19 protein-coding genes are annotated in these 23,002 nt (G+C 60.4%); 3 read left to right on the top strand and 16 right to left on the bottom strand.

Annotated elements, in window-relative coordinates; genetic code table 11:
* Positions 1-83 precede the first annotated feature (83 nt).
* From ACP154_RS12745 to ACP154_RS12755, 3 genes are all read right to left on the bottom strand, one after another.
* Complete coding sequence (locus ACP154_RS12745) at positions 84-1,499, bottom strand: amidohydrolase family protein (RefSeq protein ID WP_421858597.1); 1,416 nt, start codon at positions 1,497-1,499, stop codon at positions 84-86.
* Between the two features lie 200 nt (positions 1,500-1,699).
* The gene (locus ACP154_RS12750) at positions 1,700-2,512 is read right to left on the bottom strand and encodes a hypothetical protein (protein ID WP_421858594.1); all 813 of its coding nucleotides are present in this window, start codon (positions 2,510-2,512) and stop codon (positions 1,700-1,702) included.
* Positions 2,512-3,717: a glycine C-acetyltransferase gene (locus tag ACP154_RS12755; protein WP_107713306.1), complete on the bottom strand. Its 1,206-nt coding sequence runs from the start codon at positions 3,715-3,717 to the stop codon at positions 2,512-2,514. Before ACP154_RS12755 ends, ACP154_RS12750 begins: the two co-directional genes overlap by 1 nt.
* A gap of 88 nt (positions 3,718-3,805) precedes the next feature.
* Here ACP154_RS12755 and ACP154_RS12760 point away from each other — a divergent pair, with 88 nt between their 5' ends.
* Positions 3,806-4,066, top strand: coding sequence for a hypothetical protein (locus tag ACP154_RS12760; protein ID WP_421858591.1), 261 nt, complete (start codon positions 3,806-3,808; stop codon positions 4,064-4,066).
* On the opposite strand, the gene ACP154_RS12765 is transcribed toward ACP154_RS12760, so the two are convergent.
* Both ACP154_RS12765 and ACP154_RS12770 read right to left on the bottom strand, forming a co-directional pair.
* The gene (locus ACP154_RS12765) at positions 4,063-5,706 is read right to left on the bottom strand and encodes a thiamine pyrophosphate-dependent enzyme (protein WP_421858589.1); all 1,644 of its coding nucleotides are present in this window, start codon (positions 5,704-5,706) and stop codon (positions 4,063-4,065) included. The genes ACP154_RS12760 and ACP154_RS12765 overlap by 4 nt on opposite strands.
* A 118-nt stretch (positions 5,707-5,824) precedes the next feature.
* Positions 5,825-7,861 carry a TonB-dependent receptor gene (locus ACP154_RS12770; RefSeq protein WP_421858586.1) on the bottom strand — a complete coding sequence of 679 codons (2,037 nt, stop codon included), beginning with the start codon at positions 7,859-7,861 and terminating at the stop codon, positions 5,825-5,827.
* Positions 7,862-8,000: 139 nt separating this feature from the next.
* On the opposite strand from ACP154_RS12770, the gene ACP154_RS12775 reads away from it, so the two are divergent.
* Positions 8,001-10,592, top strand: a complete 2,592-nt coding sequence (locus ACP154_RS12775) for a M14 family metallopeptidase (RefSeq protein ID WP_421858583.1) — start codon at positions 8,001-8,003, stop codon at positions 10,590-10,592.
* A 69-nt stretch (positions 10,593-10,661) separates the two neighbouring features.
* Here the strand turns inward: ACP154_RS12775 and hisIE are convergent, their stop codons facing one another.
* From hisIE to ACP154_RS12820, 9 genes are all read right to left on the bottom strand, one after another.
* Entirely contained in the window at positions 10,662-11,270 is a 609-nt protein-coding gene (hisIE, locus tag ACP154_RS12780) for a bifunctional phosphoribosyl-AMP cyclohydrolase/phosphoribosyl-ATP diphosphatase HisIE (protein ID WP_421858581.1), read from the bottom strand.
* Complete coding sequence (gene hisF, locus ACP154_RS12785) at positions 11,267-12,034, bottom strand: imidazole glycerol phosphate synthase subunit HisF (RefSeq protein ID WP_107713311.1); 768 nt, start codon at positions 12,032-12,034, stop codon at positions 11,267-11,269. The genes hisIE and hisF overlap by 4 nt, the downstream gene beginning before the upstream one ends.
* Complete coding sequence (gene hisA / locus ACP154_RS12790; RefSeq protein ID WP_107713312.1) at positions 12,028-12,753, bottom strand: 1-(5-phosphoribosyl)-5-[(5-phosphoribosylamino)methylideneamino]imidazole-4-carboxamide isomerase; 726 nt, start codon at positions 12,751-12,753, stop codon at positions 12,028-12,030. The genes hisF and hisA overlap by 7 nt, the downstream gene beginning before the upstream one ends.
* Positions 12,750-13,349, bottom strand: coding sequence for an imidazole glycerol phosphate synthase subunit HisH (hisH, locus tag ACP154_RS12795; protein WP_421858578.1), 600 nt, complete (start codon positions 13,347-13,349; stop codon positions 12,750-12,752). The genes hisA and hisH overlap by 4 nt, the downstream gene beginning before the upstream one ends.
* Positions 13,349-14,545 (bottom strand): imidazoleglycerol-phosphate dehydratase HisB, encoded by a 1,197-nt coding sequence (hisB, locus tag ACP154_RS12800; protein WP_421858575.1) that lies wholly within the window; start codon positions 14,543-14,545, stop codon positions 13,349-13,351. Before hisB ends, hisH begins: the two co-directional genes overlap by 1 nt.
* Positions 14,542-15,846 carry a histidinol dehydrogenase gene (gene hisD / locus ACP154_RS12805; RefSeq protein WP_421858572.1) on the bottom strand — a complete coding sequence of 435 codons (1,305 nt, stop codon included), beginning with the start codon at positions 15,844-15,846 and terminating at the stop codon, positions 14,542-14,544. The genes hisB and hisD overlap by 4 nt, the downstream gene beginning before the upstream one ends.
* A gap of 1 nt (position 15,847) precedes the next feature.
* Positions 15,848-16,735: an ATP phosphoribosyltransferase gene (gene hisG, locus ACP154_RS12810; RefSeq protein ID WP_421858570.1), complete on the bottom strand. Its 888-nt coding sequence runs from the start codon at positions 16,733-16,735 to the stop codon at positions 15,848-15,850.
* Positions 16,732-17,052 carry a YerC/YecD family TrpR-related protein gene (locus ACP154_RS12815; protein ID WP_421858567.1) on the bottom strand — a complete coding sequence of 107 codons (321 nt, stop codon included), beginning with the start codon at positions 17,050-17,052 and terminating at the stop codon, positions 16,732-16,734. The genes hisG and ACP154_RS12815 overlap by 4 nt, the downstream gene beginning before the upstream one ends.
* 72 nt (positions 17,053-17,124) lie before the next feature.
* The gene (locus tag ACP154_RS12820; protein ID WP_421858565.1) at positions 17,125-17,550 is read right to left on the bottom strand and encodes a group III truncated hemoglobin; all 426 of its coding nucleotides are present in this window, start codon (positions 17,548-17,550) and stop codon (positions 17,125-17,127) included.
* Positions 17,551-17,885: 335 nt separating this feature from the next.
* Between ACP154_RS12820 and ACP154_RS12825 the strand changes: the two genes are divergently transcribed.
* Entirely contained in the window at positions 17,886-18,428 is a 543-nt protein-coding gene (locus tag ACP154_RS12825; RefSeq protein WP_158267911.1) for a DJ-1/PfpI family protein, read from the top strand.
* An 80-nt stretch (positions 18,429-18,508) separates the two neighbouring features.
* Here the strand turns inward: ACP154_RS12825 and ACP154_RS12830 are convergent, their stop codons facing one another.
* Positions 18,509-20,278 carry an MFS transporter gene (locus ACP154_RS12830; protein ID WP_424993796.1) on the bottom strand — a complete coding sequence of 590 codons (1,770 nt, stop codon included), beginning with the start codon at positions 20,276-20,278 and terminating at the stop codon, positions 18,509-18,511.
* A 212-nt stretch (positions 20,279-20,490) separates the two neighbouring features.
* The gene (locus ACP154_RS12835; RefSeq protein WP_421858563.1) at positions 20,491-22,824 is read right to left on the bottom strand and encodes a TonB-dependent receptor; all 2,334 of its coding nucleotides are present in this window, start codon (positions 22,822-22,824) and stop codon (positions 20,491-20,493) included.
* Between the last annotated feature and the right edge of the window lie 178 nt (positions 22,825-23,002).

A 23,002-nucleotide genomic window follows, 5' to 3' on the forward strand; every position in this document is an offset into this window, starting at 1 on the left:
CGCGTTGAAAGAAAAGAGCGCCCGTCATGCACATCTGATCTGACTTTTTACCGGGTCAGGCCAAGAACCCGATCAAAAAACGCTTAGCGCGCCCGCAAACTGTCCCGCTCAATCACCTCGCCTCGCAGGATCACGACGTCGAGGCTGCGCCACGCCCTGACGCTCTCAAACGGGTTTTCTTCCAGCAGCACCAGATTGGCGACAAAACCAGGGGCGATCCGGCCGTATTCGGCTTCAAGGCCGAACTGTTCAGCTATGCTCAGTGTGCCAGAACGCAAGATATCTCTCGCGCTCATACCAGCTGCAGCCATGGCTTCCATTTCCAACACTGTGCACAGGCCGGGCTGGTTGATGGCGGTGGGGCTGCCGGGGCAATCGCTCGCCAGCATCACCGGATGGCCCTGCCCGTGCAGATAGGCAAGCGCGCGCTGACCGCGTTGAACGCCCAAGCCGAAAATATCAGCGATCTCCTCGCGCGGCATATCAGCAGGGAAGTCCGACGCCAGCTCATCGGCGAACCAGTCCGCCCCGCCCTCACGGTAGAAGTCCATCAGGTCTCTTGGCGTCACGGGTTCAAGATCGGGATTGTCGAGCGATCCAGGGCGCACATGATCCGCCAGGCCAGCCATCACACGCAGAGTCGGCATATAGCCCACATCACCTGCAATAACACGATCCAGCGTTTCGACGACAGGCGGTTCGCCCTCGGGCCATTGCCAGTTCCACAAGCCGTGCGCCATGACGCCTAGCTCGTGATCAAGTGCGATCTCATACATGTCGATGGCGTTGGCGTGCACCAACACCGGCATGTTGCGCGCTGAGGCTTCCGCCTTGATCGCGTCCAGCGTCGCATCGCTCATCAAAGGCCACACGCTCGCCGCGCCGAACCCGTTTTCGAGATAGACTTTTACGCATATCGCGCCGTCCGCCTGCATGCGCGCGATGACCGGCGCAGCGTCTTCAGGCGTGTCAATATCGTAGGGATAGGCGTCTTCCGGGTTCTGGCCCGCGCGCTGATTGACCGGATAGCCGTCATGGGGTCCGGGAACCTCGCCACAGCGCAAGAGATCAGGATGCTGAGGTTGATCGGTGAATGCCTCCCAACCTGTCAGCGGGGAAGGGTCCAGTATCTGGGTGACGCCATGATAGAGCAGGCTGCGGGGCTGTTGCGCCATGTAAGCTGCGACCAGTTCGGGGTGCTCCGTCGCGGGCGGAAGGCCCACCGCGCCCATGCCCGGCACGAAAGACACATGATGGTGCGAGTCCGTCAGGCCGGGCGCCAGAAAGCGCCCCTCGCCTTCCAGCACCGCCTCTCCCTCAGACACTCTCATGGGGCTGTCGCCGATCTCGACGATCCGACCATCGCGGATGCGCACCGACTGGCCCGTCAGAACCGCATCACGCTCCGGACTGGCGATCGCGACATTGCGAATGACGAGATCGTAAGACGGAACAGGCTGTGCGGTAAAAAGCGCAAGGGCGAGCGCAGAAATTGACATGATGTAAACTCCCGAATTGATCCGGGGTCTACATCATGTCTCAACGCCTTGAAACCCTGACGCCCGCAATAAGCGACTTAAGTGTCTTAAGTCTGGGTCAGATAACCCCCAGCTCCTTGCCGGCCTTGGTGAAGGCGGCGAAGGCGCTATTAAATAGATAGGCAAAAACTAGAAGTGCTGAAGTAGATTCAACATGAGACTTAAGATCGAAGTACATCTGAAAAATCGAGTTGAGGAAGCTCTTGCTCCGCTGCGGCATGCCAAAACTCAAGTGCATATTGCGACCAAATCTGAGAAAGGTCCTCTAGCCCCAATGATGTCCTGTAAAACGCACCATAAGCGATATCTGCAACAAGAATTCCCTCATCTACAGCATCAATCAAATCGCCATATGTAAGAGAATAGTCCTCAGGAATGCGATATTTTCTACGATCAGATGATTTTAAAAGTGAATGAGATAGCCGCTCCGATCGATACGACCTCACACGACCGTACGCCTCAGAGACTGAAAACCTTTCAACTTCCGCAACAGCCTCTTGCACATCGAGCATTACGATCCGCTCTTGCGCTCTCGCTCCTTTTATCCGGTTGCGGAGAGTTTCAGCGAAGCCCATTTGGCGGACAACCCCGTTTTCAGTAAGCGAGTACTCACCTGAGGCACCCCATCGACGAGCATTTCTCTTAAATATCTCGATCAGTTTAGCATCATTTTTGAGAGCATACGCCGAAAGGCAAAGCGACCTGTCACGTTCCTTTAAAGGTCTTTTACTACTAACAGGAGCAAATAGTCGGGACAAACCCGCCACCATTTCGTTGGTCAAAGAATTTAATAAATATTGAGCTACGTTGCCCCTGTACGTTCCCGAAAATCTTTGGAATGGCCCTCCTTCCAATTTTGCCTGAGAGTAGATTGCTCGCGCTTGAACAACACGGGTAATATCTATTTCTGCGCGCTTCCCAGCCTCAAGAAAATACTCAGGGTACTTTCTCTGAAGGCGACCAGCGTCTCCCATCAGACCACCCCCAGCTCCTTGCCAACTTTGGTGAAGGCGGCGACGGCGCGGTCGATCATCTCGGGCGTATGCGCCGCGCTCATCTGGGTGCGGATGCGAGCCTTGCCTTTGGGCACCACGGGATAGAAGAAGCCGATCACATAAACGCCCTCCTCCATCAACTTGTCGGCCATTTTCTGGCTCAAAGCGGCGTCGCCCAGCATCACCGGAATGATCGGGTGCTCGCCGGGCAACAGATCGAAGCCGGCGTCGGTCATGCCGGCGCGGAAGCGTTTGGCGTTGTCAAACAGTTGCGTTCGAAGATCATCTCCCTCGCGCACCATCTCCAGCGCCTTCAGGCTGGCGCCGGCAATCGCCGGAGCTAGTGAATTGGAGAACAGATACGGGCGAGAGCGCTGGCGCAGAATGTCGATCACCGGCTTTTTCGCGGCGGTGAACCCGCCCATGGCGCCGCCAAGCGCCTTGCCCAGCGTGCCGGTAATAATGTCGATCCGTCCCATCACGCCGCAATGCTCGTGCGTGCCGCGGCCCTTTGCGCCCATAAAGCCATGGGAATGGCAATCATCGACCATGGTCAGAGCGTCGTACTTGTCGGCCAGATCACAGATCGATTTCAGATCCGCGATATAGCCATCCATCGAGAACACGCCGTCCGTCACGATCATGATCGTCCGCGCGCCATCCTTGCGGGCCTGTTTAAGCTGGGCTTCAAGATCATTCATGTCCGAATTGGCGTAGCGATAGCGCTTGGCCTTGCACAGGCGCACGCCGTCAATGATCGAGGCGTGGTTGAGCGCGTCGGAGATGATCGCGTCTTCCGGGCCCAGAAGCGGTTCGAACAAGCCGCCATTGGCGTCAAACGCAGCCGCATAAAGGATGGCGTCTTCCTGGCCGGTGAAGTCGGCGATGGCCGCTTCCAGCTCTTTATGGACCTCCTGCGCGCCGCAGATGAAGCGCACTGACGCCACGCCATATCCATACCGGTCGAGCGCCGTCTTGGCGGCGTCGATCAGCTCGGGCCGATTGGCGAGGCCGAGATAATTGTTGGCGCAGAAGTTGAGCACATGGCGCTCGGTCCCGTCTGTCCCGCGCACATCGATCTCGGAATACTGCTGCGATGTGATGGTGCGTTCGCGCTTGTAGAGCCCATCCGCATCGATCTCGGCGAGGGTTTCGGTCAGGCGGTCATAAAAGCTCTGGGACATGAAGCGCTCCGGCAAATGAGTGGACGAACAGCGAGATAAGCGAGCAGACTGGTTTGGGCAATCACAGACGCAGGAGTTGGACCTCTAAATGATCGCCAAGCCCGCCCCGCTTCTGACAGGCCAATGCGCTGACTTTCACGACCCAACACGTGTGTTGAGCTACACGATCTGGCCGCCGGAACCCTGCCCTGTCAGTGGGGAAAGCCAGTGTCTGGTCCGAGTCTCGGACCAGACCGGCCAGACGCTCTGCGACAAACCCATCATCGGCATCGATGACCTGCAAGCTGTCGAGTGCGCGTGCACGCTGATTCATGTGCTGGCCGGACTCAAGGTTGAGCGCCAGCCCTAAAGTGACAAAGTCTTGCCCGGCGCAATGTCCGCCAGGCTTTGTTTGACATGGATCAACGCGGGCTTGCCGGCCATCAGCGCCTGATCGAGCGCGGCGGCGAAGTCCTCGGTTTTGTCGACGAAATATCCTGCGCAGCCACACGCTTCCGCCATCAGTTTGAAGTCAGGATTGGCGAGGTCTGTGCCGCTCACCCGGCCCGGATAGGATTTTTCCTGATGCATGCGGATGGTGCCATAGGCGCCATTGTCAAAGACGCACACGACAATGTTCGCGCCATGCTGAACCGCGGTCGCCAGCTCTGGCGCGGCCATCATGAAATCACCATCCCCGCACACCGCGATCACCGGACGGTCCGGGCAATGGAGCTTCGCGGCGATCGCGGCAGGCAGGCCGTAGCCCATCGCACCTGATGTGGGCGCGAGCTGACTGGGACAACACCGGTGCACCCAATAACGGTGAAGCCAGGCGGCGAAATTGCCCGCGCCATTTGTCATGATCGCCTGTCCGCCGAGCTTGTCTGATGTCTTGCGCCAGATCACGGACGGGTTCACATCGCCTGTCACTTCGACCGGTTCAATCCAGGCGTCATAGGCAGCGCGGCATTGTTTGACCCAGTCAGCCCTGGAGGCCGCATTCTGGGGCTTGGCGGCGGCGTTGATGGCGCTCAGCGCCGGGCCCGCTTGAGCGGTTACGGCCAGTTTCGGACGATACACCCGGCCCAGTTCCTCCCCGCCCGGGTGAATATGGACCAGACGATCAGCGACGCCTTCAGGCACGTCAAACAAATCATAGCTCTGCGTGGTCATCTCCCCCAGACGCGGCCCGATCGCGACAATCAGATCCGCCTCCCGCAGAGCGGTCACGACGGCCGGACAGGCGCCAATGCCCGCCTCGCCGCCATAATGTGAATGTGCGTTGTCAAACAGATGCTTGACGCGAAAGCTGGTCAAGATGGGGCAATTGGTGCGAACCGCGAACTCATGAAGCGCTTCGCGATCTTCGTCGCGCCAGCCCGGCCCGCCCACCATCATCACAGGACGCGCGGCGGCGTCGATCATGGCGGCGATTTCTGACGCCGTCTCAGCGGAAACTTCGCTGCGCGCCGGGATCAACGGCGCGGCTTCAGGTGCATCCGCAATCTCGGTCAGCATATCCTCAGGCAAGCCCACGACCACCGGCCCGGGGCGGCCATTCATAGCCAGCGCGAAGGCGCGCATCATCATTTCAGGCACGCGGGCGGGATCTCGGATCTCGAACGCGGCCTTGGCGAGGCCCGCAAAAGCCTGGGCGTAATCAAGCTCCTGAAACGCTTCGCGGCCTTCATCCTCGCGGCGAACCTGACCCACCAGCAAAATCATGGGCGTTGAGTCCTGAAGCGCAGTGTGAACTCCAACCGCCGCCTGGGTCGCGCCCGGCCCTCGGGTCACAAAACAAATACCCGGACGTCCGGTCAGCTTGCCGTGCGCTTCGGCCATATTGGCGGCGCCGGCTTCGTGACGGCACTGGATGAAGGGAATATCCACTTCAATCAGAGCATCAAGAGCGGCAAGGTAACTTTCTCCCGGAACACCGAAAATTCGCTCTACGCCGTTCGCGGACAATGCGGCGATAAGATGCTCGGCGCCGGTGCGTGAGGGCATGATAAAGGTCTCCGCTAAAGTGGACCTGATCTGCTAACGCGCTCCGGCAGGAAAAGGCAAGCGTCAGGCGACGCAGCCTCCCGTCATCTCTGCTGTCACCGCCCTTCGGGGCGCGGCTCTAGAAACCGACTGTAGCGGACAGGCTGACCGTCCGCGGCTCGCCAGGGAAATAGCGATAACGCCCAAACGCAAAGTCCGCCCGCTCGGCATATCGCTCATCGAGCACGTTGCGTACGGCGAGGCTGACCCGGAGCTGGTCATGAATGTCGGTTGAAAGGCGCAGGTGAAACAGATCATGCCCGTCATACGTGGCTGTATTGCCTGCATCCGCGAAGTATTCACCCACATGCGCCCATTCGGTCTCGACCAAAACCTGGTCAACGGGGCGCCAGAGCAGGCGAACATTGGAGAGCCATTCCGGCGCAGTATCGATGCGCGCGCCTTTCCGGATGCGTTCAGAGCCTGCCCCGGCTCCACCGTCAAAGTCATATTCGTGGACGGCCCAGCTCACCGCGCCCGAAAGCATGAGCGAGTCAGTGATCGACCAGACACCGTCAAGTTCAAGGCCATGATGACGCGTGCTCGCACCAGTGACCGTCAGCCCGTCTGCATCGCGCAAGATAACGTTTTCCTTGCGCATGACATATCCGCTCATCTCCAGCTGCGCCGTACGACCAAACTGCAAACGCAATCCTGTTTCCGCGCTATCGAGTGTTTCTGGCTCAATGCCCTCAACACTTTGACCGGGTTGCAGGCGATAGAGCTCTGCGGTCTGGGGCGCACGTACACCGCGTGCGATGCGACCGAACGTGGACAGGGCGTCATTCACCTCAAACACCCAACCCGCATGCGGCGCCAGCGTGTCAAAGCTGTCATCGCGATCGGGTAACCGGAGATAGCGCCCGATCTGCCCGTCGGGCGCCAGGTTTGCGTAGTCATAACGGGTGTTTTCCCATCGCAGTCCTGCATCAAGCCTCAGCCGGGATGTCAGCTGATGTTCGCCCATGACGAAAGCGGCGACGGTGTGTGATTGCACTTCGTAGTCATAATGCAGCCCCTGAACAAACGGCCCCACCGTCGGGCGGGTCTGAAATTCCCTGAGCGCACCTTCGGTGAAATCGGTATCGAGTCCGAGCCGAAGAACGCTCTCATCAAGCGTCCAGACCAGTGCGGACTGAAAACCCACAGAATCATGCCCGCTGGTTTCAAGCGCTTCGGAGGGCAGGAAATGCATGCGGAACTGCATGTCATTGCTGCGCGCGAACACGACCGCCTGCGCGCTCAGCGTCTCGGTGATCGGGCGGTTCAGATGCAAGGCGGCACGGAGGGCGTAGGCATTGCGAAACGCTTCCGGGTCAGCATTCCGGCGTGAGGCCACTTCATCCTTATACGCCTCAAACCCGTTTACAAATGTCGCCGTTTCCTGCTCCAGATCCACACCGGCCAGGCGCAAGGACCAGTCTGTCTGCCCGGCAACGCCGTCCAAACGAGCCTGAAGGACGCGGCGATCCATTGACGCGTCGTCGCGCCATCCATCTTCATGGCGCACGCCCAGACCCAGCCAGCCCGCCCCAAACCCGGTTTCACCGGCCAGGTTGAACCGCGCCGCCGCCCGTCCAAAAGACCCCGCTTCCAGCCGCAAGGAGCGCTCTGCGTCTTGCGGGTCAGGGGTGATGATGTTCACGAGACCATGCAGCGCGTTTGAGCCATAAGCCGCAGAGCCTGGCCCCCGCACCACCTCGATCCGGTCCGCAAGCCCGTCCGCACCTTCAAATAGGCCGTTGATATTGGAGAACCCTGCGGCGCGCAGCGGCACGCCGTCTTCTAGGTACAGAAAGCTGCCCGCGCCCTGCCCGCCTGTGAAGACCGGCGAACGGATCGCCGTCAGGTGTTCAGCGCCATTGCCGCGATTGATGTTGACGCCGGGCAAACGGTTGAGCGCCTCACTCACATGCTGTGCGCTGACCCGGTCAATGGCCTCGGCCTCCAGTATGGCCGTCGCAAGCGTGCTGTCGCTGCGCAGTGTTTCCGAACGGGCGCCGGTGACCACAATCACATCCTCTTGCGCCGTCTGAGCCGTCGCCGGGGCCAGAGGAAAGGCCAGCCCGGAAACACACAGGACCAGAGACAGACGGCGGATGTGACGGACATTCATTATGGATTCTCCTGACTAACCAGCCCCTAGGTAGTGCTTTAAGTGCTTTTGGTAAGAGAGGTTTGCACTGCAGCACGCTTGACCCCGCCCGTTGCTCGCTTACCGTTCCTCCCAAACAACAATCGGGGAGCTGTTTTCCATGCTGCGTACGCTCGCACTTTCACTGGCGTTGGCCTTGCCCTCAGCGGGCGCCGCCTCGGCCTATGACCCAAGGCCCATTGATGTTCTGCTTGATCAGGATACGCAATACGACGCCGCTATTCCGAAACCGGAAGATGTTCTGGGCTATGAGCTGGGTCAGATCATTTTCACGCCTGACATGCACATGGCCTACAATCTGGCCGTGGCCGCCGCTTCTGACCGGGTCAGCGTGGAAACTGTCGGCCATAGCCAGTTCGGCCGCCCCATTCAGCGCATCACCATCACATCGCCGGACAATCAGGCGCGTCTGGACAGCATCCGGCAAACCCAGCTGAGACTGAGCCAGGCTGGCGCGTCCGCAGCGCCCGCCGATCATCCGGTGATCATTCAGTTCACCCACGGCGTTCACGGATCTGAACCCTCAAGCTATGACGCCGCCCCGATGGTTCTGTATCATCTGGCCGCCGCTCAGGGCCCCGAGATTGACCGCCTGCTGGACGAGACGGTCATCCACCAGATCGTGATGGTCAACCCGGACGGTTCAAACCGGTTCGCGCAATGGACCAACGCCCATTGGGCTCATACGCCGGTAGCCGACCCGCAACATCGCGAGCATTACCATGAATGGCCTTGGGGCCGGACCAACCATTACTGGTTTGACCTGAACCGACAATGGTTGCCTGTCGCCCAGCCCGAAGCTCGCGTGGTGGTCAGCGCCACCCATGATTGGCTGCCTAATATCGCGGGTGATTTCCATGAGATGGGCGTGAACTCGACCTATTTCTTCTCACCGGGGCCGCATGACGGCCTGCATCCCCTGCTCAGCCAGCGCGGCCTGCAGCTGAACCTTCAGATGAATGAGCACCTGAACGCCCAGTTTGACGGTGAAGGCGCGCTCTATGTCACTGCAGAGGTGTTTGACGATTTCTACCTCGGATACGGTTCCAGCTATCCAGGCTTGCTTGGGGCGATCCCCTATCTGTTTGAACAAAGTTCGGTGCGCGGCCTCATCCAGGAAACCGATTTCGGCACCCTGCGCTATGACGACAAGATTGGTCAGCAGGCGCGCGCAGCCTTGGCGCTGATCCGCGCCGGGCATGAAAACCGCACGGCTTTGCATGACCATCTGCGTACATTCTTTGATGAAAGCCGCCAGATGGCGCAATCGGATTCGGTGCGTGGTTATCTGTTCGGCTCCTCAGATCGCGGTCGTCTGGATGATTTCATGACCGTGCTCGAAACCCATAATGTCGAGGTTTATGAGCTGGCTCAGGCCGTCACTCAGAACGGACAGCGCTTTGAGCCGGGACAAGCTTTCATCGTACCGGTCCGTCAGGATCAGTACCGCGTGGTCAAGGGCCTGTTTGAGACCCGCGTGATTACCGACAAGGTGGAATTCTATGATGTCTCGGGCTGGACCCAGCCGCTGGCCTATGATCTCGATTATGTGGAACTGCGCGGCAATCAATATCGCAGCCAGCTGATCGGCGAACGCGCGGACGGCTTCGACATCGCCGTGCCTGCGCCTGACCGCAGCTCTATCGCCTATGTGATGGAGTGGGACAGCTATTACGCCCCGCGCGCCTTGTACCGCGTTCTGGATGCTGGCGGACGCGCGCAAGTCGCGCCCGACGAGATGACTGTGCAAACCGCACGCGGGGCGCAACAGCCCGGGCGCGGCGCCGTGGTCATTCCGGTCAACCAGCAAGACATCAGCACCGAGGCTTTGCATGACTTGATGGTGCAGGCCGCGCGCGAGGATGGGGTGACGATCCACGCCGCCCTCAGCTCCAACACGGATAGCGGCTCGGATCTGGGCGGTTTCGCCCTGTCGCCGGTGGAGCGCCCCGAAGTGCTTCTGGCCACCGGCCGAGGCCTAAGCAGCAATGATGCGGGTGAGTTGTGGCATCTGCTCGACCATGACATGCGCATGCCGGTCTCGATGATCGATCTGGACAATCTGGGACGCGCAGATCTCAGCCGTTACACCCATATTGTCTTGCCGGGCGGGTCTTACGGCCAGCTTGATGAGGGGTTCTCTGAACGCCTGCAAGCCTGGGTGAGCGCAGGCGGCGTCGTCATCGGCGTGCGCAGCGGCGCCAATTGGCTGATCGATCAGGAGCTCACCTCAGCCACAATCGCAGAGCTTGAGACGGAAGCCGCCGACAGCGCAACGCCGCCTAATTATGACGGCCTGTCTGTGTGGGACACGGAGATGAATATTTCAGGCGCCATCTTCGGTGCTGAAATCGACATCACCCACCCGCTCGGCTTTGGCTATCGCGACGAAGCGCTGTCGACCCATCGCATCGGCACAACAGCGTTTGACAGCGGGGACAACCCGTTCGCCCTCCCCGTGCGTTATGTTGATGGGGATCCGCTACAGTCTGGATATGCTGCAGAAGAAATCCGGCGCGCCATAGCGCAAACCGGGTCGGTATTTGCAGAACGCCGGGGCGCAGGCTCGGTGATCTTGTTCGCCGATCCGCCCTATTACCGGGCGTATTTCCGCGGCCCGACCAAGGTGTTCATGAACGCGATTTTCTTCGGGGATGATTTCCGAAATCCGCGTCGCCGCACCATCGACTAAAGACACGAAAAGGCCCGGTCGAAAGACCGGGCCTTTTTCTACACTGTCACCAAAACCTGGCTTGGCTGCTTAGGCCTTCGCCGCATGCCTTTGCGCCAGCAGCGCCGTCACGTCCGCCAGAGACAGGCCGCGGGCTTTCAGCGTCACCATCAAATGGAAGATCAGGTCAGCGGCTTCCCCCAAGAGGGCGTCGTCATCCTCAGCGGCGGCGGCGAGCGCGGTCTCGACTCCCTCCTCGCCGACTTTCTGCGCGCATTTGAGCACGCCCTTGGACAGCAGCCTGGCGGTGTAGCTCTCTTCGGGGTCGTCCGCGGCGCGAGTGTCGATCACGTGCGACAGCTGCCCCAGAAAGCCGATCTCCGGGCCGGGCGTCTCACCAAAACAGCTCCGACTTCCCAGGTGACAGGTCGGACCGGCCGGGCGCGCGCGCACCAGAATGGCGTCTGAATCGCAATCGGTCGCCACCGACACCAGAGACAGCGTGTTGCCGGAGCTTTCGCCCTTCGTCCAGAGCCGCTCCTTGGAGCGCGACCAGAAGGTGACGAGGCCCCGGGTCTGGGTCTCATCAAGCGCCTTGGCGTTCATATACCCCAGCATCAGCACTTCGCCGGTGTCGGCGTGCTGCACAATGGCGGGGGCGAGCCCGCCGCCCTTCTTCCAGTCGATCTGCAAGGTCATACACGCATCTCCACACCTTCGCTCGCCAGCCAGGCCTTAAGCTCCGGAATGGCGATCACGGCTTTATGAAAGACGCTTGCCGCCAGGGCGCCGTCCACATTCGACTGCTGGAATACGTCGCGGAAATGCTCACTTGCCCCGGCTCCGCCCGAAGCGATCAGGGGGACGGAACACGCTTCGCGGGCGGCGGAGAGCTGGTCGATGTCATAACCTTCGCGCACGCCGTCCTGATCCATGCAGTTTAGGACTATCTCGCCCGCGCCGCGGTCTATGACTTCGCGGATCCAGTCCAGCGTCTTGCGGTGTTCGGTGGAAGTCTTGGAGGGATCCCCCGTGTTCTTGTGGCAGCGCCAAACGCCATCGATCACCCGGCTGTCGATCCCGACGACGACGCATTGCGAACCAAACTCGGTCGCCAGCGCGTCAATCAGGTCGGGATTTTCCAGCGCGGGCGTGTTGATCGAGATCTTGTCCGCCCCGCCAAACAGGCGCGCCCGCGCGTGCTCGAGCGAGCGGATGCCGCCCGCCACACAGAACGGAATGTCGATCTGGCGCGCCACGCGGCCCACCCATTCCGGCTCCACCGTTCGGCCCGACGGGCTGGCGCTGATGTCATAGAAGACCAACTCATCCGCGCCTTCATAGGCATAGCGGCGCGCCAATTCCTCGATTCCGCCCACATCCTCGTGATTCTGGAATTTCACGCCTTTAACCACGCGGCCATCGCGCACATCGAGGCAGGGAATGATGCGGCGCGCTAGCATGCCAGCGCCTCCTCCAGCGTGAACCGGCCTTCAAACAGGGCTCGCCCGATGATGACGCCGGACAGCTTGTTCGCCTTGAGCGCACGGAGATCGTCAAGTGAGGACACCCCGCCGGACGCCTGCCAGTTCATGTCAGGCCGGATTTTCGCCAGATCCTGGTAAAGCTCAAGATTGGGACCCTCGAGCATGCCGTCGCGCGCCACATCGGTCGCCAGAGCGTGGCTCAGCCCCGCCAGCCGGTATTCCGACAGAAGGTCCGCAAGCGGCGTCACTGATTGCTCAGTCCAGCCCTTGAGGGTGGGATAGGCGACACCGTTGTCTGCGATCTTCACGTCAAACGCCGCGGCGATCTGTTCAGCGCCATAGGCCGCGATCCAGCCGATCACGGTCTGCGGATCGCTGACCGCCAGACTGCCGATCACCGCGCGGCTGGCGCCAGCGTTCAGGATGGCGTCCACATCTTCACGCGATCGCACGCCGCCGCCGGTCTGAACCTTCAGCCCCACACCGGCGATGGCGCGCACCAGGTCCTGCTGACGCCGCGCGCCGTCGCGCGCGCCGGACAGATCCACCAGATGCAGCCAGTCGGCGCCGGCGGATTTGAACTGCTCAGCGACCGCAACCGGGTTGTCGCCATACTCGGTCACAGCGTCGAAATCGCCCTTGGCCAACCGCACCACGCGGCCGTCCAGAACGTCGATGGCGGGATAGAGGATCATGCCGCGCCCTTTATGAAATTGGTCAGGATATGTGCGCCGGTTTTGGCCGAACGCTCGGGATGGAATTGACAACCGGCCACATGGCCCTTGCGGGCGATGGCCGTGATTTCAGGCCCGTATCGGGTGGAGGCGACTGTGTACGGACCTACGGGCGCATAAAAGCCATGGACGAAATAGACGTGCGCGCCCGTCTCAACACTTTCGAGCAAAGGCTCGTCGGCGCTCGTTTGAGTCAAGGTGTTCCAGCCCATATGCGGCCAAGGCCCGGCTACGCCCTGATCCAGGCGCTCAATGCGCCCTGGGATAAGGCCCAACAGCTCGCACTCGCTTTCGACCGAATAGTCAAACAAGAGCTGCATGCCCAGGCACACCCCCAGCAGAGGGCGTTGATCGGTCTGCAGCGCTTTCGCCCAGCCGGTCTCGCGCAAACGCTTCATGGCTGGTCCGGCTGCGCCCACGCCCGGCAGGATAATGCGGTCGCAACCCTGCGCTTCGTCCGGCGTCTCCGTCAGTCGATAGCGGGCATCCAGGCGCTCCAGCGCATACCGCACCGAAGCGATGTTCGCGGTCGAGGTGTCGATAATCGCCGTGGTCATCACAACACACCCTTGGTGGACGGCAAGGCCTCGCCTTCAATCCGGGACGCCATCCGCAAGGCGCGGCCAAACGCCTTGAAACAGGCTTCGATCATGTGGTGGGCGTTTTCACCCTCCACTTTGACATGCAGCGCCGCTTTCAGGCTTTCCGCGATAGAGCGGAAAGCGTGCGCACACATCTCAACCGGAAAATCACCGACGCGCTCGCCAGGGATGTCGCCTTCAAACACCGCATAGGGACGCCCTGACAAGTCGATCCAGACGCCCGCGCGCGTTTCATCCATCGGCACTTCAAACCCGAAGCGCCCAATGCCGCGCTTGTCGCCAAGCGCTTCCTTCAGCCCTTCGCCGAGCGCCAGACATACGTCTTCAATCGTGTGGTGGGAATCCACGTCCAGATCGCCTTCACACGACACGTCCAACGCCAGCCCGCCATGTCGGGCCACTTGTTCAAGCATGTGATCAAAGAAGGCGAGCCCAGTGTCGATCCGCGCGCCTTCCTGATCCAGATCGACGCTCAGCGTGATCTCCGTCTCCTTGGTGACACGGCGAATGGTGGCTGTGCGTCGCTGAGTGCGCAGGCCCAGGAAAGCCCGCAATTCGCGGGCCGTCTGTGCGTCTCGCACATGGCCGACCAGCCCTTCGCCATCCTCGGCCAGAACAAGGCCTAGCCGGCTGAGAGTTTTGAGATTGGTGTGCTCATACACCAGCCCCCGGGCGGTGACCTGCCCCACCTCACCGAGTTCTTCAGCCAACGCTTGACCGATATCCATCAGGATCGCGTCGCGCTCCTGACGGTCCTTGCGCGCCGCAAGACGGGCGCCAGGGCTCAGCTGCTTCATGGCCTCTTCAAGCAGGCAATAGGGCACCGCATTCAGCTTGGTGCGCAACAACGATGCCTGGTCTTCATCAACGGCCGACAAAACGGTGATGGGCGTTTGTTGTCCGCCGATCCTGTAGAGTGTCAGTCCGTGCTGGGCCGGTTCGTCCAGCGCAATCACGCCGTCAGCGCCAAAGTCGTGCACCAAGGTCAGATCACTGCTCCAGACCGCCTGACGGGCTTCGTCCGTGCTGGAGGCCAGCGACAGATTGGCGGCTGGAATTTCCAGAAGGCTCGACAAGCGCTCAAGCAACATGGTTTCCCTCATTGCGCGCATGTCTTCAGGACGTTTGGAGAGGTCAAATACGCCGCTCATTGATCCGTCTTTCTGTTTCGTCGCAACGCCATCGCCAGGCGGTGTGCATCCAGTCCTTCAAGCGCCGCCAGGCGTTCAACCACGGGCGCGATGGACTCAAGGCTCTCTTCACTCAGCTCCAGAAGCGTTGTCGTCTTCTGAAACATCTCAACTGTCACGCCGCCATAGGCGCGTGCAGCGCCTGCGGTCGGCAAAGCATGGTTTGGCCCCGCGGCGTAATCCCCCGCCGCCTCAGGCGTCCATGGCCCCAGGAAAATCGACCCGGCATGACGTATACGGTCCGAAAAGGCGCGCGGATCGCGGGTTTGAACGATCAGGTGTTCGCTGGCGTAAGCATTGGCTGCATCCACCGCTTCATCCTCTGAAGCGACGATGACCGCCCGAGAATTGGCCAGCGCAGCCCGCGCCGTGTCCGCCCGCGGCAGCTGTGTGAGCAAGCCATCGATGTGCGCTTCCACCTGTGCGGTGAATGTTTCGGAGTAAGCGACCAGCACCACTTGCGCCATCCGATCGTGCTCAGCCTGGCTGAGCAGATCGATCGCAACGAGCTCAGGGTCGGAGGCGTCATCAGCCACCACCATGACTTCGCTCGGACCTGCCGGCAAATCCGCCGCAGCGCCGTTCGGGCTTTGTGACAACAATGCCTTGGCGGCGGCGACATAAGCGTTCCCTGGACCGAAAATCTTGTCCGCCTTGGGCAGTCCAGCGACCCCGAGCCCTAGCGCGGCTACACCGTGCGCACCGCCGATGGCGTAGACTTCATCAACCCCGAGCAGTTTGGCGGCGGCCAGAACAGTCGGCTCGACGCCTTGCCCCTTGCGCGGCGGCGCGATGACCGCGATGCGCGGCACGCCCGCGAGCTGCGCCGGGATCGCCAGCATGATCAAGGTGGAGACCAGCGGCGCCGTGCCTGCCGGCACATACAGACCCGCCACGTCGATCGGCGTCGCCCGCCTGTTGGCGCGTGCGCCCGGCCAGGTCTGAACCTCGTACTCGCGATACCCTTGTTCAGCGTGAAACGCGCGCACCGCCTCCGCCGCCGCAAGGATCGCGTCACGGTCTTCATCGGCCAGGGCTCGCTCTGCCTCCGACAGGGCGCTGTCAGGAACACGGAATCCGGCTTCTGGCGCCCAATCATCAAGCGAGAGGGCGTACTCACGCACCGCAGCTTCGCCACGGGCGCGCACAGCGTCTAGAATTTCCTGAGCCACAGCGACCGCGTCAGAGCCCAGCGACGGCCGCTCAAACAGGCGCTGACGGGTCTGAGCGTCAGACGTTTTCCACTCAATTCGGGTCAACATGTCAGGCCATCATCTTTTCAATGGGCATAACAAGGATGGAGCGGGCGCCTGCGGCCTTAAGTTGCTCGAGCGTGGACCAGAACACAGCCTCTGTGCACACGGCGTGCACTGCAACCACATCATCACGCCCCACTACAGGCGCGACGGTGGGCGCATCGGTGCCCGGCAGAATGGCGCGGACTTCCTCCAGCCGGTCCTTCGGGGCGTTCAGCAAAATGTATTTCGTCTGGCGAGACGCGATGACGCCTTTGAAACGCTCGATCAGGCGCTCTGCGGTCTCAGATACGCCGTCTGTCTGGGCGCCCTTGCGACGCACCAGAACCGCTTCGCTTTCAAGAACCGTCTCGAACGCCGCCAGCCCATTCGCCTCAAGAGTGGCCCCGGTCGAGACCAGATCGCAGATCGCATCCGCAACGCCCATGCGCGGCGCGACTTCCACGCTGCCGCCCATCTCGACGATCTCGGCGTTAACGCCGCGCTCCTTCAGATACGCTGCCGTCAACGCCGGATAGCTGGTGGCGACCGTCTTGCCCTCAAGGTCTGAAGCCTTGGTGATTGAACCGTCCTTAGGCGCCGCCAGCTTCAGCGTGCAACGGGCGAACCCCAGTTTCAGCGCGATCTCGAGATCCGCCATGCGTGCGGTCTTGTTTTGCGCTTCGTACAGAACGTTTTCACCAACAATGCCGTAGTCACATGCACCTGAGGCGACAAAGCTGGGAATATCGTCATCGCGGATCAACATCAGGTCGATGGGCTGATTTTCAGAGCGGCGCAGCAGGTCATCCCGACCATAGGCCAGCTTCACGCCCGCGCGCTTGAGCAGGTCCAGCCCGCCCTCGGCCAGACGTCCCTTTTTCTGAACAGCCAGGGTCAAACGGGTCTCATTCATTGGCCTTTTTCCTTCAAACGATCCAGCACCAGCCGGTATCCCTGATGATCTTCTTGACTGAGAAAACGCGCCACGCGCGTGACGGTGGTGGTGCTGACCCCGGTATCCGCGCTGATTTCGCGGTAGGATTTCTTCCCCTCTGACAACAGCCGTGCGACACGCCAACGCTCCGCCAGCGCCTGCATTTCGCCCGGCGTGGTCAGGTCGCGCAGGAACCGACGCATCTCGTCGCCATCACGCAAGGTCAACAGCGCCTCACACAGGGCGCTGATGTCCTCGGGGCCGCCGACACGGGTCTCCGACATGGGATCAGCCATCACTCACCTCCAACTCGAGAAGGCGTTATAGCGTGTTAGCGTGATAAAACAATGGTGCGGGTGCAGTGGCCGTTATTTGAATAGAATATTCTGAAAGTTCAGACCAATTCGCTCAGCGCGCTCATAGAAGAATGCAGTCGCTTCCGGGCTTGGCGCACGATCTTGAAGGGTTTGTCGAAACAGGGATAGCCAGATCGAAAAGTGCTCTGGACGGATTTTGTCCAAATGCTTGTGGTGGGCCGGGATCGGCCGACCGCCATACGTACCCGCGTTGAGCGCGATAGACGACCAGAACTGCTTCATGGTGACCAGATGCCCGGTCCAGTCATCTCCAATGGCCGCTTCGAACACGGGACCAAGATCCTTATCCGCCTGTACTCGCGCATAAAACGCGTCAACCAGATCAGAAATGAACGCCTCGTCCACGCCCATGCTTTCGGCCTGGCGGGCGATCTCGGATTGGCGGGCGGATGCGGTGCGAATGACAGGTTCAGACATGGTATCCCTTTCGACGCCCTCTCGGATGCCTGCCGCCCGACAAACATGCAAGCGCGCGCTGCGCGTCAAATCGCACCACCTGCGTCGAGCATACACTGGCATACTTTCAGAGTATTCGCCCGTCCGATTATTTATAAGATTGAATATGGTCTGATAGAGTTAAAGTTAATACATTACTGTTTAATGGGTTAATCTACAGGTGAATCTCGATGCTTTCTTGCGATTGTCTGCACTCTTATCTGCGCATCACCTTGACCTGACCCCAAACACTCCTATGTATCATTAGCAATCACCCTTTCATTCATTTAGAGCCGCTGGCAGCGGCAGGAGGACATGTGGCTTTTTCCAAACCCAATGCACGTCAAAATCGAATCGATCTCACACACCTGGGCGCGTCCGGTGACATTGCGGTTCTCGCGGTGGACGGATTTGACGCCGGTGATTTGACCGATATTGCCGGATCGGCTGAACGCGCCGGTTACCGGACTGTGATGATCAGCCCCAAGAAAGGTCTGATCACAGGTCGCCCTGAAGGCGGCGATGAAATGAATTTCGTGGTCGACGCCCAGCCGGGTGAAAAGGCCGCAAGCGCGTTCACAGGCCTGGTCATTCCTGCTGGCGCCGCAAGCATTGAGCGACTGCGTAATGATCAGGACTCACGCCTGTTGATCGCGGACTTCCTGCGCGCGGGCGCCCCGGTATGCGCCCTGGGCGAAGCTGTGGCCATGGTTGCCGAGATCGCCGAGACCGCAAACCCCAACTCGGAAGCGGTTCTGGCTCTGAAGGGCGATTTGTTCGCCGCGGATGGTGAAGATGCACGCTCTGACGCACGCAGCCTGTTCATCAAGGCGATGTCGATGACCGCCGCCGCCGCCTGACCGTTCAGGTTATGCTTTAGAGATGCAAACGCCCCGGCCTCAGGCCGGGGCGTTTTTCGTCATGACGCATCCATGAAGGCTCAAGCGTTTTCCCAGTCCTGGGTAATCGTCCGAGCGGCCAGGAGGAACAAACCGCCAGCCACAAGGTACAGCGAGGCGCCGATCATGATGGAGTAGCGCAACGCCTCGTCACCAAAAATCGGGGTCATGAGAGTCGAGAGTTCGCCCAGAACATAAACCCCGACGCCAATGCCCAGAAGGTTATTGACCAACAAGAAGATCGCCGAAGCCATGGAGCGCATGTTCGGCGGCGCCAGATGCTGAAACGCGGACAGCGTCGGCCCCAACCAGGCAAGTCCCAGCCCTGTCGGAATGATGAACAGCATCGCCCCGATGATCGCTGTCGGCGACAAGGTGCCGGCCACATACATCGGGAAGGTCAGAAGGAAAGCGACAGCGGGCACAATCGCGAACATGCGCCGAGAGCCCTTGCCCATCAAGTCGCCCAGAACCCCGCCGAGCAAGATCCCCAGCGTACCGCCGATCAGCAGGACCCCGCCGAAATACCAGCCGGTGGTGATGATATCGAGTTGAAAGCTGCGTGCGAAAAAGCTCGGCACCCAGAAAAACACGCCATAGCCCATCATGGATGAACAAGAGGCGCCCAGCACAAGCAGGAAAAAGGACCGCTTGCTGCTGAGGATGGCGAGTACATCCAAAAAGCCAGGGCTGGTCTTCTGGCGCATAATGGCTTCGTAGCCCTCAGGCAATAACTGTGCGCCATAGCGATTGTCCGCGTCTGAACGCTGAATGAGAATGAGCGCCAGCATTACAAGCCCGACAATGCCGACCACAGCGCCAGCCAGACCCAAGAGAACGGCCTCACCGGATACCAGAGCGACGGCAAACCCGGCGGCGGCGATCACCAGCGGCAGCAGCATGGCCGTGATGCTTTTTCCGGCATCATGAACGCGCCGCAACGCCGCAGGCAGGGCGAGCACCATCACAAGTGGTCCATAGGTCGCCAACGCCGCCAGCTCGCTAATGAAGAGTCCGATCGCAACCAGAACCGCGGTCACACAGATCAACGCCGTGGTGAACCACCAGAATTCTGACCTGCGGGCCCGGCCGCCAAACTGCAAAAGGCGCCCCAACGCGGTAATGATAGAGGCCACCGGCCCAGGCCGCAGGGCCACGCCGTCGGCCTTCAGCGCAGCGCTGGAGACAGGTTCTCCGCCCGTCGCCTCCGCCTCGGCGGATATCCCCGTCGCGACCTCTTCCGCCTTGATGTCCAGGCCGCCCCGCTTGGGTTCGCGAACGGTCAGTTTGAACAAGGGCGCAATCGCGATGCCGGCGAGCCCGACGATGATGAAAGCCGTACGCCAATCCAGGTTTTCGCCCATTGCGCCCCCCGCAATCTGCGCCCCGGCGATCACACCAAAGGCGGAGCCGATCGGGATTCCCAGCGAATAGATGGCGAGCGCCCTCGCCCTGCTTTGCGGTGGGAAGTAATCTGCGATCAGGGAATAGGACGGGGCGACCCCGCCGGCTTCGCCCACACCGACCCCGACGCGCGCCAGGAACAGCTGAGTGAAATTGGTCGCAAGGCCGCACAACGCTGTGAACCCGGACCAGACCGACAGCGAAATCGTGATAATCCAGGTGCGTTTGGTGCGGTCCGCCAGCCAGGCGATCGGGACGCCCAGCGTGGAATACAGCAGAGCGAAAGCGATCCCGCCCAGAAGACCGAGCTGACGATCCGACAAGCCCAGCTCCTCCTGAATCGGGATCGCCAGAATGGAAATGATCTGCCGGTCCAGGAAATTGAACGCGTAGACGATGAACAGCATGGCGAGAACCCATGCGCTGTACCCCTTGCTAGGGGGCGCGAGCGGGGCTCCAGGCTTCGCCTCGGTTTGAGTGGTCATGTCTCTCCCCTGGTCTTTTCTATTTGGAAGCGCTCTGTGGCGCTCTCCACATACTGAAGGGGTAAACCTTCAAAAGGCAAAGAAAAAACGCCGCCAACCCGGACAGGTTGGCGGCGTTCTCACCTTAGGCGCAATTAGTAGCGGTAGGTAATTGAAGCCGTCACGGTGCGCGGATCGCCGTAGAAGGCGGTCAGCGTGCCTTCAAGCCCCAGAGTCGGGGTGAACGGACCGCTATTGCTGGAATAATCAACAAAATCATATCCAGCGACTTTGTAACGTTCGTCGGTCAGGTTGCGACCGTACAGACCCGCAGACCAGACGCCATCGTCAGAATTCCAGACAGCGCTGGCGTTCCAAAGGGTATAGGCCTCTTGGTCAATCAGTGGGCTCGCCAACTCAAACTGCTGGGAGTCGCTGCGATAGGAGACCGTGCTCAGAAGGTTCAGCTCACCAGAATAAACCGGCACGCTATAGCCCAGCGACAGCGAAGCCGTCGTTTCCGGCGTGTTCTGGATCGAGGCCTGGTCTGAGATATCCTGACCGAACGCATTGATGAACTGGTCATACTCACCGTCCAGCAAGCCTACGGTCGCGTTCAGGCTCATGTAATCGCCATCGACGAAAGCGTTGGTCTCCCAGGCGCCGGAGAGTTCGAATTCCACGCCGCGCAGGGTTGCTTCACCGGCGTTGGTGGTGACGCCCGTAAAGGTGTCGGCGACGCCGTCGCCATCAGTATCGACACCCACGGAACCTGGGACCTGAACATCGGTGTAATCCATCTGGAATACGGCCAGGGAGTGGCGCCAGCCATTGCCCCAATCGGCTTTCCAGCCCAGCTCATAGCTGTTCACTTCCTCGGGATCGAACTGCATGAAGCGGAAGACTTCCCCGTCCGAAACCGTGCCGTCATTGTCAAAATCAGGCGCAGCACTGGTCTGGCCGCGCGGATCGAACCCGCCGCCCTTGAAGCCTTGGGAGTAGGTCGCGTAAACGTTCTGGCCATCCGCAAACGACCAGGCCAGGGACGCGCGCGGCGAGAAGTCGTCAAAGTCCGCAGTGCCATTGAAGTCCGAAGTGACAGCGATCGGAACCGCGCTGCCGCCGAAGATGTCGGACGCACCGCCGATGAAGGTGGTGCGGCGGACGATGGAGGAGCGCTCGTCTTCGGTGTAGCGCGCACCAAGAGACAGCTCGAGCGTATCAGTCAGGTCATAGGTGAAGTCTGCGAACACTGACCAGGTTTCCGTGGAGACGTCACCAAAGGTCTGCGCGTTCAGACCCGGCAAACCGATGATGGCGCCCGTTGTGGCCAGGATCACGTCAAACGCCGTGGAGGCGCTGGCGTCCAGATAGTATGCGCCGACCACGCCGTTCAGGCGGTCGCCGGAATACTGCATCTGGAATTCCTGAGAGAACTGGTCGTTCTTGTAGATCGCCGGTACGTCCAGGTCCGCTTCCGGCAGCGAATCAAAGTCGATGGGCGTGGTGCTCTCATCTTCGCGATAGGCGGTGATCGACTTCAACGTGATGGAGTCATTGACCATCCATTCCGCCGTGATCGAGCCGCCATACGCTTCAACTGACTGCTCGGGAAAATCGAGGCCGGCGCGCGTATCAAACTCGTCATCGAGAACGGGATAGTCGAAGGTCGGAAACTGATCAGGGATCAGACGATGCCCCTGACGGGCGTTGGAGGCGTCATCGGTGTAATCAGCAGATACGCGGACCTGAAAGGTTTCAGAGAGGTCAAACTCCGCCGAGAGCCGTCCAGCCCAAACTGACTTATTGTAGTTATCAATGCCGTTGTAGAGATTGTCGCCATAACCTTCGTGCGACAGACGCGCCAAGGCGCCGCCGACCCGAACCGTATCGGAGAGCGGGGTGGAAGCGGATGCGATGACATCAAGCTGGTTATAGCTGCCCACATTCACACGGACGCTTGCGGTCGGCTCGTCTGACAGGCCGCGCGTCACGTATTTGACGGCGCCGCCAATGGTGTTGCGGCCGTAAAGCGTGCCCTGCGGACCCCGCAGAACCTCGATGCGTTCCACATCGTAAATGTCCAGAACCGCAGCCTGGGGGCGGTTCAGATAGACATCGTCGAGATAAATACCCACGCCGGCTTCAAAACCTGCAACCGGATCTTGCTGGCCAACGCCGCGGATGAAAGCGCTGAGCGTGGTGTTGGTGCCGCGCGACACTTCCAGCGTCACGTTCGGGGTCACCTGACCCACTGCGGTGATGTCCTGCGCGCCAAGAGCGTCCAGCTGATCGCCGGAGAAAGCGGTCACAGAGATCGGGACGTCCGTCAGTGTTTCTTCACGGCGGCGTGCGGTGACGGTCACCACGTCGCGGGCCGGGCCGTCTGAAGCCCCGGTCTCCTGAGCAATGGCCGTCGCGGCGAACGGCAGAGCGGACGCAGATACGAGTAATGCGGCCGCACTCAATACGGTGCGTTTCATAGTCATGGGGTAATCCCTCCCTGTGAACAGTAGCCTCTATGAGCTTTTGCATGAGGTAAATTCAACGTTGAATGAAAAGTCAAGAACCATTAGGACTTCGGTCATAACAAACAGAAGAGCTGAGGCTTCCCAGACACAGGCCCTGACACAGGCAAAGTCTGGTCAATCCTAGGCTCCGGGCTCT

The organism is Oceanicaulis sp. (assembly GCF_965249665.1).
In the GTDB taxonomy this organism is placed as follows: domain Bacteria; phylum Pseudomonadota; class Alphaproteobacteria; order Caulobacterales; family Maricaulaceae; genus Oceanicaulis.